This window comes from Pseudomonas sp. B37(2017) (assembly GCF_002112885.1).
GTDB classification, from domain to species: domain Bacteria; phylum Pseudomonadota; class Gammaproteobacteria; order Pseudomonadales; family Pseudomonadaceae; genus Aquipseudomonas; species Aquipseudomonas paraglycinae.
Genome location: NZ_NEIX01000002.1, coordinates 58225 through 71446 on the forward strand (window position 1 = coordinate 58225; position 13222 = coordinate 71446).

Annotated in this window: 14 protein-coding genes; 13 read left to right on the plus strand and 1 reads right to left on the minus strand. The window is 60.3% G+C overall.

The window, feature by feature from the left end; genetic code table 11:
- Positions 1-154: 154 nt before the first annotated feature.
- A complete protein-coding gene (mutS, locus tag CAF90_RS06705) occupies positions 155-2737 on the minus strand; it encodes a DNA mismatch repair protein MutS (RefSeq protein WP_085605231.1) in 2583 nt (860 codons plus the stop codon).
- 210 nt (positions 2738-2947) lie between these two features.
- Between mutS and CAF90_RS06710 the strand changes: the two genes are divergently transcribed.
- The 13 genes from CAF90_RS06710 to CAF90_RS06770 all read left to right on the plus strand — a co-directional run bounded on the left by CAF90_RS06710 (position 2948) and on the right by CAF90_RS06770 (position 13222).
- Positions 2948-3682, plus strand: coding sequence for an XRE family transcriptional regulator (locus CAF90_RS06710; RefSeq protein WP_085605233.1), 735 nt, complete (start codon positions 2948-2950; stop codon positions 3680-3682).
- A gap of 614 nt (positions 3683-4296) precedes the next feature.
- Positions 4297-4719: a tail fiber assembly protein gene (locus CAF90_RS06715; protein ID WP_085605235.1), complete on the plus strand. Its 423-nt coding sequence runs from the start codon at positions 4297-4299 to the stop codon at positions 4717-4719.
- Between the two features lie 133 nt (positions 4720-4852).
- Positions 4853-5269 carry a tail fiber assembly protein gene (locus CAF90_RS06720; protein ID WP_085605860.1) on the plus strand — a complete coding sequence of 139 codons (417 nt, stop codon included), beginning with the start codon at positions 4853-4855 and terminating at the stop codon, positions 5267-5269.
- Between the two features lie 135 nt (positions 5270-5404).
- Positions 5405-5809 carry a tail fiber assembly protein gene (locus tag CAF90_RS06725; RefSeq protein WP_085605237.1) on the plus strand — a complete coding sequence of 135 codons (405 nt, stop codon included), beginning with the start codon at positions 5405-5407 and terminating at the stop codon, positions 5807-5809.
- 177 nt (positions 5810-5986) lie between these two features.
- On the plus strand, positions 5987-6325 hold the full coding sequence (locus CAF90_RS06730; RefSeq protein ID WP_085605239.1) for a phage holin family protein: 339 nt from the start codon (positions 5987-5989) through the stop codon (positions 6323-6325).
- Between the two features lie 73 nt (positions 6326-6398).
- Positions 6399-6920 (plus strand): hypothetical protein, encoded by a 522-nt coding sequence (locus CAF90_RS06735; RefSeq protein WP_085605241.1) that lies wholly within the window; start codon positions 6399-6401, stop codon positions 6918-6920.
- A 3-nt stretch (positions 6921-6923) separates the two neighbouring features.
- The gene (locus tag CAF90_RS06740) at positions 6924-7532 is read left to right on the plus strand and encodes a phage baseplate assembly protein V (RefSeq protein ID WP_085605243.1); all 609 of its coding nucleotides are present in this window, start codon (positions 6924-6926) and stop codon (positions 7530-7532) included.
- A 14-nt stretch (positions 7533-7546) separates the two neighbouring features.
- Positions 7547-7879 carry a hypothetical protein gene (locus CAF90_RS06745; RefSeq protein WP_007954853.1) on the plus strand — a complete coding sequence of 111 codons (333 nt, stop codon included), beginning with the start codon at positions 7547-7549 and terminating at the stop codon, positions 7877-7879.
- The gene (locus CAF90_RS06750) at positions 7876-8871 is read left to right on the plus strand and encodes a baseplate J/gp47 family protein (RefSeq protein ID WP_085605253.1); all 996 of its coding nucleotides are present in this window, start codon (positions 7876-7878) and stop codon (positions 8869-8871) included. The genes CAF90_RS06745 and CAF90_RS06750 overlap by 4 nt, the downstream gene beginning before the upstream one ends.
- Positions 8868-9503 carry a phage tail protein I gene (locus tag CAF90_RS06755; protein ID WP_085605255.1) on the plus strand — a complete coding sequence of 212 codons (636 nt, stop codon included), beginning with the start codon at positions 8868-8870 and terminating at the stop codon, positions 9501-9503. The genes CAF90_RS06750 and CAF90_RS06755 overlap by 4 nt, the downstream gene beginning before the upstream one ends.
- The gene (locus CAF90_RS06760; RefSeq protein ID WP_085666538.1) at positions 9504-12380 is read left to right on the plus strand and encodes a phage tail protein; all 2877 of its coding nucleotides are present in this window, start codon (positions 9504-9506) and stop codon (positions 12378-12380) included. It begins immediately after the preceding gene.
- A gap of 9 nt (positions 12381-12389) precedes the next feature.
- Positions 12390-12935 carry a DUF4376 domain-containing protein gene (locus CAF90_RS06765; RefSeq protein WP_085605257.1) on the plus strand — a complete coding sequence of 182 codons (546 nt, stop codon included), beginning with the start codon at positions 12390-12392 and terminating at the stop codon, positions 12933-12935.
- A 101-nt stretch (positions 12936-13036) separates the two neighbouring features.
- A complete protein-coding gene (locus CAF90_RS06770) occupies positions 13037-13222 on the plus strand; it encodes a hypothetical protein (protein WP_039771239.1) in 186 nt (61 codons plus the stop codon).

A 13222-nucleotide genomic window follows, 5' to 3' on the forward strand; every position in this document is an offset into this window, starting at 1 on the left:
TCTCCTCAGGCGGCGGCAGCGTTGCCCCTTCACGGTTGGGGTCGCCAGGTTCGGGAGCGATGTCTGCCAGCCAGGCTATTAGCCAGCAGCATCCCAAACCGCGCGAGATTCTAACAGCTTGAAGCCGTTTGCGTTATATCCGGTTCGTCGGTGCTTAGATCCGGTTCTTTAGTGCATAGAGCATTTCGAGTGCACGACGCGGTGTCACGTCATCCAGATCCAGTTTCGCCAACTCATCCAGCACCGGATGCGGGAGGCTGGCAAACATGTCGCTCTGCTGCGGTGTCGCCGGTTTGCCCTTGGCGGCCGGTTTCGGCGCCTCATGCGGCAGCGCGGTATCTTCCAGGCGGCTCAGGTGCTCACGAGCGCGCACGATCACCTCGCTCGGCACGCCGGCCAGCTGTGCGACCGCAAGGCCATAACTCTGGCTCGCCGGCCCCGGCAACACATGGTGCAGGAACACGATGCGTTCGTTGTGCTCGGTAGCGTTGAGGTGCACGTTGGCCACCAGCGGTTCGGCTTCCGGCAGAACGGTCAGTTCGAAATAGTGCGTCGCAAACAGAGTATAGGCGCGCAGCTGCGCCAGACGCTCCGCCGCTGCCCACGCCAGGGACAGACCGTCGAAGGTGCTGGTGCCGCGACCGACTTCGTCCATCAGCACCAGGCTGCGCTCGGTGGCGTTGTGCAGGATGTTCGCGGTTTCGCTCATTTCCACCATGAAGGTCGAGCGTCCGCCGGCGAGGTCGTCGCTGGAGCCGATCCGGGTGAAGATCCGGTCCACCAGCGACAGTTCGCAACTGGCCGCCGGCACGAAGCTGCCGATGTGTGCCAGCAACACAATCAGTGCAGTCTGGCGCATATAGGTGGATTTACCGCCCATGTTCGGGCCGGTGATCACCAGCATGCGGGTGTTGTCGTCCAGGCTCAGGTCGTTGGCCACGAATGGCGTGGTCAGCACTTGCTCGACCACCGGGTGACGACCCTGGGAGATGCGCATGCACGGTTCGCTGACGAACGTTGGGCAATTCAGGTCGAGATTCAGCGCACGTTCGGCGAGGTTGCTCAGCACGTCCAGTTCGGCCAGCGCGCCAGCGGTGTCCTGCAACGGCGGCAACTGGCTGATCAGATCTTCCAGCAACGCCTCGTAGAGCATTTTCTCGCGAGCCAGAGCGCGGCTCTTGGCCGACAGCGCCTTGTCTTCGAACTCTTTCAGCTCTGGCGTGATGAAGCGCTCGGCACCCTTGAGGGTCTGGCGGCGGATGTAATCTGCCGGCGCCGACTCGGCCTGCTTGCTCGGCAACTCGATGAAGTAGCCGTGAATGCGGTTGTAGCCGACTTTCAGGTTGGCGAGGCCGGTGCGGGCCTTTTCCCGGGCTTCCAGATCGATCAGGAACTGGCCGGCGTTCTCGCTCAGCGATTGCAGCTCGTCGAGTTCGCTGTCGTAACCGGTTTTCAGCACGCCGCCGTCGCGGATCACCGCCGGCGGATTGTCGATGATGGCTTTTTCCAGCAGCGCCGCCAGTTCCGGGTAAGTGCTGGTGGTGGTCGCCAGACGTTGCAGATGCGGTGCTTCCAGATCGGTCATCGCCACTTGCAGTTCAGGCAGCGCACCGAGCGCATCGCGCAGGCGGGCAAGGTCGCGAGGGCGGGCATTGCGCAGGCCGATCCGCGCCAGGATCCGCTCGATGTCGCCGATTTCCTTGAGCTGCGGTTGCAGGTTTTCAAAGCGATAGCGGTCGAGCAAGCAAGTGATCGAGGTCTGGCGAGCCAGCAGCACGGTCAGGTCGCGCAGCGGACGGTTGAGCCAGCGGGTCAGCAATCGGCTGCCCATGGCGGTCTGGCAACGGTCGACCACCGATTGCAGGGTGTTGTCGCGGCCGCCGGCCAGGTTGGTATCGAGTTCCAGGTTACGGCGGCTGGCGCCGTCCAGCACCACGGTGTCGTCCAGCCGCTCATGACGCAGACTGCGCAGATGGGGCAGGGCGGTGCGCTGGGTTTCCTTGGCATACGCCAGCAGGCAACCGGCGGCGCCGATGGCCAGGGTCAAGGTCTCGCAGCCGAAGCCTTTCAGGTCCTGGGTGGAGAATTGCTGACAGAGACTTTTCAGCGCCGAGTCGCGCTCGAAATCCCACGGTGCACGACGACGTACCCCACGGCGTTTTTCTGCCGGCAAGTCTTTTGGCCAGTCATCCGGGATCAGCAACTCGACCGGGTTGACCCGCTCCAGCTCCGCCAGCAGGTTCTCCCAGCCCTTGATCTCCAGCACGGTAAAGTTGCCGCTGGTGATGTCCAGCACGGCCAGACCGAACAGACGCTCGTCGCCCAGCACCGCCGCGATCAGGTTGTCGCGACGCTCATCCAGCAACGCCTCGTCGCTGACGGTGCCCGGGGTGATGATCCGCACCACCTGACGTTCCACCGGGCCTTTACTGGTCGCCGGGTCGCCAACCTGTTCGCAGATCACCACCGATTCGCCGAGCTTGACCAGCTTCGCCAGGTAGCCTTCCGCCGCGTGATACGGAATCCCGCACATCGGAATCGCCTGACCCGCCGATTGCCCGCGCGCGGTCAGGGTGATGTCCAGCAACTTGGCCGCCTTCTTCGCGTCTTCGTAGAAGATCTCGTAGAAGTCGCCCATGCGGTAGAACATCAGCTGGTCCGGGTGCTGATTCTTCAGGCGCCAGTACTGCTGCATCATCGGAGTGTGGGAGGACAGGTCGGAGACGGCTTTATTCATCGGATTGTCAGGCAACTCGTTCAAAGGTGTGGGGCAAAAGCGCGGCAGTGGCCGGGCATTTCCGCGATGGGCGCAAGATTACCATGGGCAGTCTGTGGTACGCAGGCATCGCGGCCGGGTGACGGCTATCTGGCTTAAAAAGGTCGACTATGCACGATTTATGCAAATCAGCATTTGTCTTCGCTAAAAACTTCAAGCACTATGCGCGTTATGCAAAAACGCAACGTATCTACCGTCTTAAGAGCACTGCTCGACCAGCACGGGATCTCCCCCACGGAGCTCCACCGTCGCACCGGCGTGCCTCAATCCACGCTCTCGCGGATTCTCAGCGGGAAGATCGTCGATCCTTCGGATAAGCACATCTCGAAGATCGCCGAGTACTTTGCCGTGAGCACCGATCAGTTGCGCGGGCGCGCAGATGTTGCGCCCGCCGCCAACGTCGGACGCGACGAGTTGCATTCCGAACTCAAGGACATAAGCCTGTGGGACGACGACACCCCCGTCGATGACGATGAGGTGTCGGTGCCCTTTCTTCGCGAGGTTGAATTGGCTGCTGGATCAGGAAGATTCGTCATCGAAGAGAGCGAACGCTCCAGCCTGCGCTTCGGCAAGCGCAGCCTGCGCCATAACGGTGTGCAGTTCGATCAGGCCAAATGCGTGACGGTACGGGGCAACAGCATGTTGCCGGTACTGCGCGACGGCGCCACGGTCGGCGTCAATGCCGGCAAGTGCGGGATCGGCGACATCATTGATGGCGATCTTTATGCGATCAACCACAACGGTCAATTGCGGGTGAAGCAGCTCTATCGCCTGCCTACCGGTATCCGTCTGCGCAGCTTCAATCGCGATGAACACCCGGACGAGGACTACAGCTTCCAGGATATGCAGGAAGAGCAGATCGTCATCCTCGGTCATGTCTTCTGGTGGGGCATGTACGCCCGATAACCTAATTCCTTTCTGACAAAACCCGCCTCGGCGGGTTTTTTTTTGCCTTTTGAAAACCGGCCAACCCTTGAAGGGCGGGGCTTTCATGCATCTGCGCATTTCTTGTGCATAAATAAATGCATTTACGCATTGACTGTATATGCATCCATGCATATTCTTGCCACCAAGCCGCTCGACAAAGCGGCTGGCAACAACAGCTCTTTAGTTCCACAAGAACAGGCAGCGATGAACCGGCCTCAACGGTTCAGAGGGTTGGCAACTGACCCGGGTGTGCAGCGTAAAGCACCAGAAGCAGTTATCCGGCGGGCAGGGACCGCGGTCGGAAAAACAATTTGAATGGACTCGTACCGCGCCAGTAGCGCCGAAAAGTCAGCTTCCTTCAGAAACACAGGATTGAAGGAAGGCAAAGGAGTGCATTACTGAAAAGCCCGGCGAGTTGCCGGGCTTTTTGGAATGCCTGCCAGATGTCATCGCGAACCTCCTCTGAAAAATAGCAGGCCGAGGAGGTTGGAAAAAACAGCCGGACTATCCGGCAAACAGTCTGTTCAGTCGTCTCGCACTGACAGACATCCACAAACCGGGTTCGCTTCAGAACTGCTTATAAGGAAATTGGAATGAATCGATATGCACTGACACTGACTGCGATGGGTTACACCGTCGTTCTCCAGGTTCTGGACACTGAAGGTGAAGCGCCAGCCGGCCCGGCTGCCGAACCGAGCGCGGGATGGCGGAACATCACCGGTAACGATGCTGTGCAACCGGGGATGAAGATGCAGTGGGGGCCTGCCGGTGAAGAGTATCTCGAGACAACGGCCGCAGAGCAGGAGCAATTCACCAACGGTCGCATGCAACTGCGCTTTGACGAAGCCGCACGCTGGCTGGATTTCAACCCACTGCAATACAAGCTGGATCTGGGAGTTGCCACCCCGGCAGAGGAAGCGGCACTGGTTGCCTACAAGCAGTATTTCATTGCGTTGAGTGAAGTGAAAAACAACGCAGTGTTTCCGCAGATCATTTGGCCGGTTGCTCCTTTCTGATTCGCAGCACCGATCAAATCCCGTTTCCGTGAATGCATTGCTGAAAAGCCCGGCGAGTTGCCGGGCTTTTTGGAATGCCTTCTGGGCAGGAACAGAAATGCCGGGAGACCGGCAATCAAAAGGGATGATGACCATGAAGAAGTACGTGCGTGTTGTGGATGGCAAGGTCGACAACATTTTCGAAACCAACAATCCGATCACCGACGATTTTCCGGCAAGCCAGGTCTGGGTGGATGTCACCGCATTGCCCAAGATCGACTACTCCTGGAACGCGGTAAATACCGATGGCGTCTGGACCTTTACCGACAGCGATATGTGGGGGCAGCCATCGCAGTTGTCCATGCAACTGCGCGCCGAACGAGCCCGCCGGTTTGATCGCGTCAACGCCACTCTGGTTGCGACCGCGCTGGAGCAGAAGGTTGAACTGGGCCTGGCGACGCCTGCCGATATCGCGGGGTTGCAGGCCTATAAGCAGTTTTTCGTTGATATGAGCAACGTTAACAAGCAGCCAGGTTATCCGCTGGCAATCACTTGGCCTGAAGTTCCATAAACACCGTTTGATCGTTCGCAAGTGACCGCAGTGCATGACTGAATAGCCCGGCGGATTGCCGGGCTTTTTTTGGAATGCCTGCCAGGTTTCATCACCGCACGCATCTGGATCAACAACAAACCAAGGAGTTAAACCATGAATCTCTATGCACTGGTTGAATACAGCAAAGTCACCCAGCTGAGAGAAAGTGAGGTCATCCCGGACGCACCGGCTTCGCCGACGTCCTTCTGGGTTGATGTCACCGGTAACAGCGAAATTCGTGTGGGTTGGTCGGCGACCTTTAATGAGGTCTGGACATTTACCCCGCCGTCCGACGAAGAACTGCGTAACGAAGCCGAGCAACAGAAATGGCAATTGCTGAATTTTGCCGCCAACTGGCTTCTGCTGAATTCCCTGCAGTTCAAAGTTGACCTCGGCGTCGCTTCGGCCGCGGACGAGGCTCAGCTGCTGGCGCACAAGCAGTATTCGATTGCCGTCAGCGACATCGATAAGCAGCCGGGTTATCCGGCAAATATTGTCTGGCCAGTAGCTCCTTACTGACAGCCTGCGATATCAACTGACCGGATGCGACTGTCCCAGGCGCTCAGCCAGTTAAGTCATCGGGAGCGCATTACTGAAAAGCCCGGGCCTGTCGCCGGGCTTTTTGGAATGCCTGCCTAAAGAGAAAACGATTGAATCCAACACACACCACTCATCCATCACACCAGGAGGCGTGACATGACAAACGAGCAACAAGCGTTGGCGGACATGCCGATCTGGCTGGTCATTCTGCTCGCCCTGGTGGGCGGCGTATCCGGCGAAATGTGGCGCGCTGACAAGGAGGGCGCCCGCGGCTGGGCGTTGATCCGACGTCTGGCGTTGCGTTCCGGGGCCTGCGTTATCTGCGGGGTGTCGGCGATCATGCTGCTGTATGCCGCCGGTATGTCCATCTGGGCCGCGTGCGCGATCGGTTGCCTGACAGCAATGGCCGGTGCCGACGTGGCCATCGGTCTGTATGAACGCTGGGCCGCCAAGCGCATCGGTGTCTGCGAAGTCCCGCCCCGCGACTCACAGTAAATCCTTCACTTTCCTGCCTCGCTGCACCTTGTGCGGCGGGACTTCGCGTGGACATCAGAAAAGGAGGTCAAGCATGCCCACACCGATCCAGCAGCCTTCGCAGCTGTTCACGGCGATGGCGACAGCCTTGCGCAACAGCGCCGAGCTGAACGTGCAAGTCGGCAATCACGATGACTTCACGGCTCCCGGCGACAAGGCCTGGGTGCTGATCGACATCGAGCGAAATGCACCGGGAGAGCGCGCCGCCAACGGACGGATCGCTCATGTGCTCACGTTGTCGCTGCAAGTGATTCCGGCGGTTTCCGCTACAGCATTTGCCGCGTGCGATCTCATTGCGGCCCTGAAGAACCTGATCACCGACAACCGCTGGGGCTTGCCCGGCGATCAATGCGATCTGCCGATGAACATCGATGGAATGCCGTCATTGCTCATCCGCGCCGATCAGCCGAACAAAGCCTGGACGCTGTCGTTCAACCAGACCCTCTATCTGGGCCCGACCCTGCTGGACGACCCGCTCGGTACGCCGAAATTCGCCCGCACCTGGGAAGTCAGCGACATCGACGACCCCGACCAATACACCTCGCTGGAGGCCTGACCGATGTTCGACGCGTTACTGCGAATGCAGCTGGGCCCGATCATTGAACGCCTGGCGGAAATGGAAGCGGAGATCGAAGACCTGCACCGGCGTGCCGAGAGTTATTGCCGTATCGGCATCTGTCAGGAAGTCGATGCCGCCAGTAACACCTGCCGGGTCAGCCACGGTGGATTGCTGACACCCGCCATCAAGTTCTTCAACCCCAGCGCCGGCGCGCAGAGTGAGTCGCGGATCCCGACGGTGGGTGAACAGTGTCTGCTGTTCAACTACGGCAGTGGCGAAAGCGGTGCGCAGAGCGTGGCGTTGTTCGGCCTGAACAGTGACCGCTTTCCGCCGACCTCGACGGTGCCGACGTTGACTCGTCGCGTCCATCAGGACGGCAGCGAAAGCGGCTACGACGACGCCACGCACACGCTGCATTGGCAAAACGGTCCGGCCGCCTTCAACGGTTCTCGCGAATCGCTTGAGCTGAGCATCGGTCCGGCACGGCTGGCGATGACCCCGCAAGCGATCAACCTGCAACTGGGCGCCGCCGGCCTGACCATCGACGCCTCAGGCGTGCATTTCAGCGGCCCGTTGGTGGATCACCAGGGCCGCGTCATCAGCCCCTGAATCAAGAGCTTCCCATGATCGGAATCGATAGAGACAGCGGGGCCACGGTCGACGACTGGCTGCAATTCGTGCAGCGCGCGACCCGGGCCCTGACCACGCCGCTGGGCACCCGGCAAAAACGGCCCTTATACGGTTCGCTGATCCCCACGCTGCTGGGGCAAAACCTGGGCGACGACATCCTGTTGCTCGCCCAGAGCCACGCAGCCCAGGCGTTTTACAACCCGCAGAACGGCATCGGCGATTTCCAGCCCGGCGTGATCGTCGCCACCCGACAGGGCGCGGGATTGCTGTTGCGGTTTGCCGGCACCTGGAAAAACCGCCAACAGACTTTCGAGGTCGTGACATGAGCATGTTGATCCCCGGCCAGAATCAATTGGCCGAACCCTCCTTGATCAAGGTCGATGCCTTCGAGGATCTGCTCGCCGAGTTCAAGACCTTCGTCATCGAGTACGTCGGCGCACGCTCGCCGCAAAGCGCGGAAAAACTCAAGACCAGTCTGGAAAACGAAAGCGAACTGCTGACCCTCGCGCTTGAGGCTTTTTGCGTCCGCCTGCAAACCCACGAACGCAAATACAACGCCCGGATCAAGCAGATGCTGGCGTGGTGGGCCACCGGCAGCAACCTTGATGCACGGCTGGCGGACATGGGCCTGGAGCGACAGTTGCTCGATCCGGGCGACCCGGCGGCATTCCCGCCGGTACCGGCGATTTACGAGAGCGACGATGACGCCCGGCTGCGCTATTACCTGGCGCCCCATGCGCCGGCGGCAGGTTCGCGGATGCAGTATCGCCGTGAGGTGTTCACCCTCGGTGAACGGCCGGCGGTGAAAGTCGAATCCACCGATGCCGGTGTGGTGAACGTCACTTACACCTTCGATCCGGACGGCCTCGCCGCGCAGGTCAAGGATGGCAATGGTCGCCGCACCGCGCCCGGCGAAGTGCAAGTCACCGTGCTTGCCCGCGAGGGCGACGGTACACCGTCCCCGACGCTGCTCGAAGGTGTACGCCAACACTTTGCCCGGCCCGATGTTTGTCCGGAGACAGACAAGGTCACAGTCAAAGGCGCCGAGATTCAGCGCTACAAAATCCGCGTCGTGGCGAAGATCAATTCCGGCCCGGATTCGGGCCTGACCAAGGTCGCCGCGCAGCAACACTTGCAGGCCTACGCCGACAGCTGCCATCGCCTGGAAGGCCGGGTCGATCCGAGCTGGATCGACTACACGCTGCACAGCGCCGGCGCCGTGCAATTGCAGATTCTTGAACCTCTGGATTCCGTTGTGTGCTCGGCGTTTCAAGCGCCGTACTGCACGGCGGTCGAAGTCGAGGTGCAGACGCTATGACCGATCAGACACCGCGTCCGACCCTGCTGCCGGCCAACAGCTCGGCGCTGGAACGGGCACTCGACATCGGCTTCGGCGCATTGCTTGATCGCGTCGCGCCGCCGTTTCCCGAGCTGATGAACCCGGCCTCGACACCCGTCACGTTCCTGCCGTATCTCGCGGCAGATCGTGGTGTTGCCGAATGGAGCACCGACGCACCACAAGCGGAAAAGCGCCTGACCGTCGAACTGGCCTGGCCCACCGCGCGCCAGGCCGGCACTCGCAGGGCGCTGGAGAACGCCGCCAAGGGTTTACAGCTCAGGCCGGAAATCCGCGCCTGGTACGAACAGACCCCGCCCGGCGAGCCTTACAGTTTTTCCGTGCGAGCCTTCAGCGAACAACCCTACAGCGAAGAAATCGACGCCCGTCTCGACCGGCGCCTGGCTGATGCCAAGAGCGAGCGGGACGTGCTGTCGGTGTCGGTCGGCCTCAGCGCCTTCGGCAATCACGTCATCGGCGCCGCGACTTTCTGCGGTGAGCTGACCACGGTTTATCCGGTTTTTCTTGAAGGGCTCGAGACATCCGGCGAGGCCTTCATGGCGGCTGCGCTGTACACCGTCGAAACATCCACTATTTATCCTCAGGGGGCCTGAATGGCTGACTATTACACCCTGCTCACCAACGCAGGGATTGCCTACGAAACCGCCTGCAAGGCAGCGGGCACGCCGATCAAGTTGACGCAGATTTCCGTCGGCGACGGTGGTGAGGGCGGGGTCTACAACCCGGCCGCAACCGCCACCGCGCTGAAGCGCGAAGTCTGGCGCAGTCCGCTCAACGCGTTGTTCCAGGACGAGAAGAATCCGAGCTGGCTGCTTGCTGAAGTCACCATCCCGCCGGACGTCGGCGGCTGGTATGTGCGTGAAGCCGGGCTGTGGACCGACACCGGCATCCTCTACGCCATCGTCAAATACCCGGAGTCGTTCAAGCCGGTTCTGGCTAACTCCGGCTCGGGCAAAGAGTTCTACATCCGCTCGATTTTCGAGACCAGCAATGCCTCACTGGTGACGCTGCTGATCGACGACACCGTGGTCAAGGCCACCCGCGCCTGGGTCATGAGTTACCTCGCCGAAGAACTCGGCAAACTCGACGGCAAACAATCGGTACGTGTCGCGGCCACCACCAGCGTGGTGTTGAAAGGTGCGCAGCAGATCGACGGCGTGGCGGTGATCGCCGGTGACCGCGTGCTGCTGCCGAACCAGACCCTGGCCAAGGACAACGGCCTGTGGATCGTGGCCAACGGCGACTGGATTCGGGCCAACGATGCCAACGTCAGCGCCAAGGTCACGCCGGGCCTGACGGTGATGGTGGAAGAGGGCACGCTCAACGGCGATTCACTGTGGCACCTGACCACCAACGCGCCGATCACCCTTGGCACAACCGCGCTGACATTCAAGATGCTCGCGGGGCGTACCGGGATTGCTGCCGGCACCTACAAAAGTCTGAGCGTCGACGAATATGGCCGCGCGACGGCCGGCTCGAACCCTGACACTCTGGCCGGTTTCGGCATCAAGGATTCGTACACCAAGGCTGAAGTCGAGGCGCTGATTGCCAAGGCCTCGGCGTTGCCGGTGGGTTCGATTGTTGCCTTCCCCGTTGATACACCGCCGCCGGGTTTTCTGGAGCTGGACAACAGCGTCAAGAGCAGCGCGACCTACCCGGACTTGAGCGCCTATCTGGGCGGCAAGTTCAACAAGGGGGATGAGGGCGTCGGGAACTTCCGGCTGCCTGAGGCGCGCGGGGAATTTTTGCGCGGTTGGGATCATGGGCGTGGGGTGGATGCGGGGCGTGGCATTGGCAGTTGGCAGGTTGATGACAACAAGGCACATACGCATACAGCCGTTGGTACGATTTACTCGTATGGTCATTTGGCGGCTGGTCCAGGGCGTGACTTTCAGAGTTCCAATGTCACTACTTCCTCGGCAGGCGGTTCAGAGGCGCGCCCCCGCAACATCGCCGTCATGTGGTGCATCAAAGCCTGGAACGCTCCGGTCAATCAGGGAAACATCGACGTAGCGGCACTGGTCAAGGAAGTGTCACGCCTGGGATCTGCCGTTCCGGTGGGTGCCGTCATGGCGTTCCCGACGGGGATCGTTCCACCTGGCTTTCTGGAGCTGGATGGCAGCGTGCAGAGCATTGCGACCTATCCGGATCTGGCGGCGTACCTGAGCACAAAATTCAACAAGGGCGATGAGGGCACCGGTAACTTCCGGTTGCCGGAGTCTCGCGGTGAGTTCCTGCGGGGCTGGGATCATGGTCGCGGGACCGATGTCGGCCGAGGGATCGGTAGCTGGCAGGCGGATGACAACAAGGCTCACGCCCACACCTACACCCGGATTCCCGTTTTCGGCAATACCGGTGGCGCCAACGCCGCGGGTATCGTTGCCGACAATGGAACGCAGACAGGCAGTTCCAACTTCGCCAGCTACATGAACACGTCGGGAGGGAGCGAGGCTCGACCACGCAACCTCGCGGTCATGTGGTGCATCAAGGCCTGGAACGCACCGATCAATCAGGGAAACATCGACGTAGCCGCGTTGGCCAATGAAGTCGCGCAGCTCAAGTCCTCCGTTCCGGTCGGTGCTGTCCTGTCGTTTCCAACGGATGTCGTTCCTGCCGGTTATCTGGAACTGGATGGCAGTGTGCAGAGCATTGCGACCTATCCGGATCTGGCGGCGTATCTCGGCACAAAGTTCAACAAGGGCGATGAGGGCGCGGGCAACTTCCGCTTGCCGGAGTCTCGCGGTGAGTTTCTGCGCGGCTGGGATCACGGACGTGGAATAGACGCCGGGCGAACTGTCGGCAGCTACCAGGCCGGTACGAAGATCCAGGGTGACAATGCCGAGGCGCCAGCCGTTCAGGGCATTGGCAACTCCGAAGCGATCGATGCCGATCCGGCGCCTGGTTTCAAAGGTGACATCTACTACACGTCCACCGGTGTCACTGCACTCAATACCGGCTCGTACTGGAAAACCGTGCGCCCACGCAACCTAGCCGTCATGTGGTGCATCAAGGCCTGGAACGCTCCGGTCAATCAGGGAAGCATTGATGTCGCAGCGCTGGCTCCTCTGGCCCAGCAAGCGACCGAAATCAAGCAAGGGACGGCGAAGGTTGCAACCCAGGAGTTGACCGACACCGGTACCGACGACACGACAATCGTGACGCCGAAAAAACTTCGTTGGGGATTCCAGATCCTCAAGGCCATCAACGGTTACATCGTTTTCCCGTCCTGGCTCGGTGGATTGATCATTCAGTGGGGCAGGGTATCCGGAAATGGTGGTACGGACATCGCCACTGCCTTCCCGATTGCTTTTCCAAATGGCATGTACAGCCTGAACGCGACGTTGAACTACACGCCAGGGGCGGCAGTGAACGGGTATGTGGATGTCGGTGTGTCAAGTCTCACCTCGTTTTATGGAAAACATACCTTTCCCGGGGTCACGGTCTTTCATTGGGTCGCGGTGGGCAGTTAAGGAGAGATCATGAAATACGCACTGTTTGGCGAGAATTCGAACTTGCAAACCTGCCTGATTGAGGGGGTTCACCCGATCCCCGCGTCGGCAGTCAAAGTCGATGACAAGTTGTTTATCAGGTTGACCCAGGAAGCCGACGGCATCTGGCGTCGAGTAGGCGATGAAATTGTCAAAACGCCTTTCCCGCAATTAACTCCTGATTATGCGCAACGGGTCGCCGATGAGCGCTATGAGCGGGAGGACGCGGTCGTTTCTGTGGAAGGTCTGACTGTTGCAACCTCCCGTGACAGCGCGGGGATGATCTATGGCGCTGGCATCTCGGCGATCCTCGATCCTGATTACCGCTGCAACTTCAAAACGCTCGAGGGTTTTGTCGAGATCGGCGCGCAGCAGATTCTCGCGATTGCCAAAGCTGTCAGGGCGCACGTGCAGGCTTGTTTCGACCGCGAACTGGAATTGCTCCAGGCAATCGAGGACGGCACGTACTCCGATGAAATGCTCAAGGAAGGCTGGCCCGATTCCATGCCAGTTTCACCGACCACCGACCCTCAATAAAACGCCCCGCACCCCGGGGCATTTGCTTGTCCGCCCAACACATTCAACACCCGCCAAGCCCCTCCCTTTGAGGGGCTTTCCCGTTTATGGAGAAACGAAAAATGGCAACCCGCCAAACCTACACCGTGCTCGTTCCATTCCCCACCGGCGGTGGGCACTGGTCGAGCGTCGGCCAGGAACTCGATCTGCTCGACGTCGAAGCCAGCGCATTGCACAGCGCCGGTCGACTGGAGCTGAAAACACCTACCACCAAGGCCGTGAAGGCCGCTGCCAAGAAGGCTGACTGA

Coding starts and splice junctions, on each gene's coding strand:
- mutS (WP_085605231.1), bottom strand. CDS start 2,737: ATGAATAAAGCCGTCTCCGACCTGTCCTCCCACACTCCGATGATGCAG.
- CAF90_RS06710 (WP_085605233.1), top strand. CDS start 2,948: ATGCAAAAACGCAACGTATCTACCGTCTTAAGAGCACTGCTCGACCAG.
- CAF90_RS06715 (WP_085605235.1), top strand. CDS start 4,297: ATGAATCGATATGCACTGACACTGACTGCGATGGGTTACACCGTCGTT.
- CAF90_RS06720 (WP_085605860.1), top strand. CDS start 4,853: ATGAAGAAGTACGTGCGTGTTGTGGATGGCAAGGTCGACAACATTTTC.
- CAF90_RS06725 (WP_085605237.1), top strand. CDS start 5,405: ATGAATCTCTATGCACTGGTTGAATACAGCAAAGTCACCCAGCTGAGA.
- CAF90_RS06730 (WP_085605239.1), top strand. CDS start 5,987: ATGACAAACGAGCAACAAGCGTTGGCGGACATGCCGATCTGGCTGGTC.
- CAF90_RS06735 (WP_085605241.1), top strand. CDS start 6,399: ATGCCCACACCGATCCAGCAGCCTTCGCAGCTGTTCACGGCGATGGCG.
- CAF90_RS06740 (WP_085605243.1), top strand. CDS start 6,924: ATGTTCGACGCGTTACTGCGAATGCAGCTGGGCCCGATCATTGAACGC.
- CAF90_RS06745 (WP_007954853.1), top strand. CDS start 7,547: ATGATCGGAATCGATAGAGACAGCGGGGCCACGGTCGACGACTGGCTG.
- CAF90_RS06750 (WP_085605253.1), top strand. CDS start 7,876: ATGAGCATGTTGATCCCCGGCCAGAATCAATTGGCCGAACCCTCCTTG.
- CAF90_RS06755 (WP_085605255.1), top strand. CDS start 8,868: ATGACCGATCAGACACCGCGTCCGACCCTGCTGCCGGCCAACAGCTCG.
- CAF90_RS06760 (WP_085666538.1), top strand. CDS start 9,504: ATGGCTGACTATTACACCCTGCTCACCAACGCAGGGATTGCCTACGAA.
- CAF90_RS06765 (WP_085605257.1), top strand. CDS start 12,390: ATGAAATACGCACTGTTTGGCGAGAATTCGAACTTGCAAACCTGCCTG.
- CAF90_RS06770 (WP_039771239.1), top strand. CDS start 13,037: ATGGCAACCCGCCAAACCTACACCGTGCTCGTTCCATTCCCCACCGGC.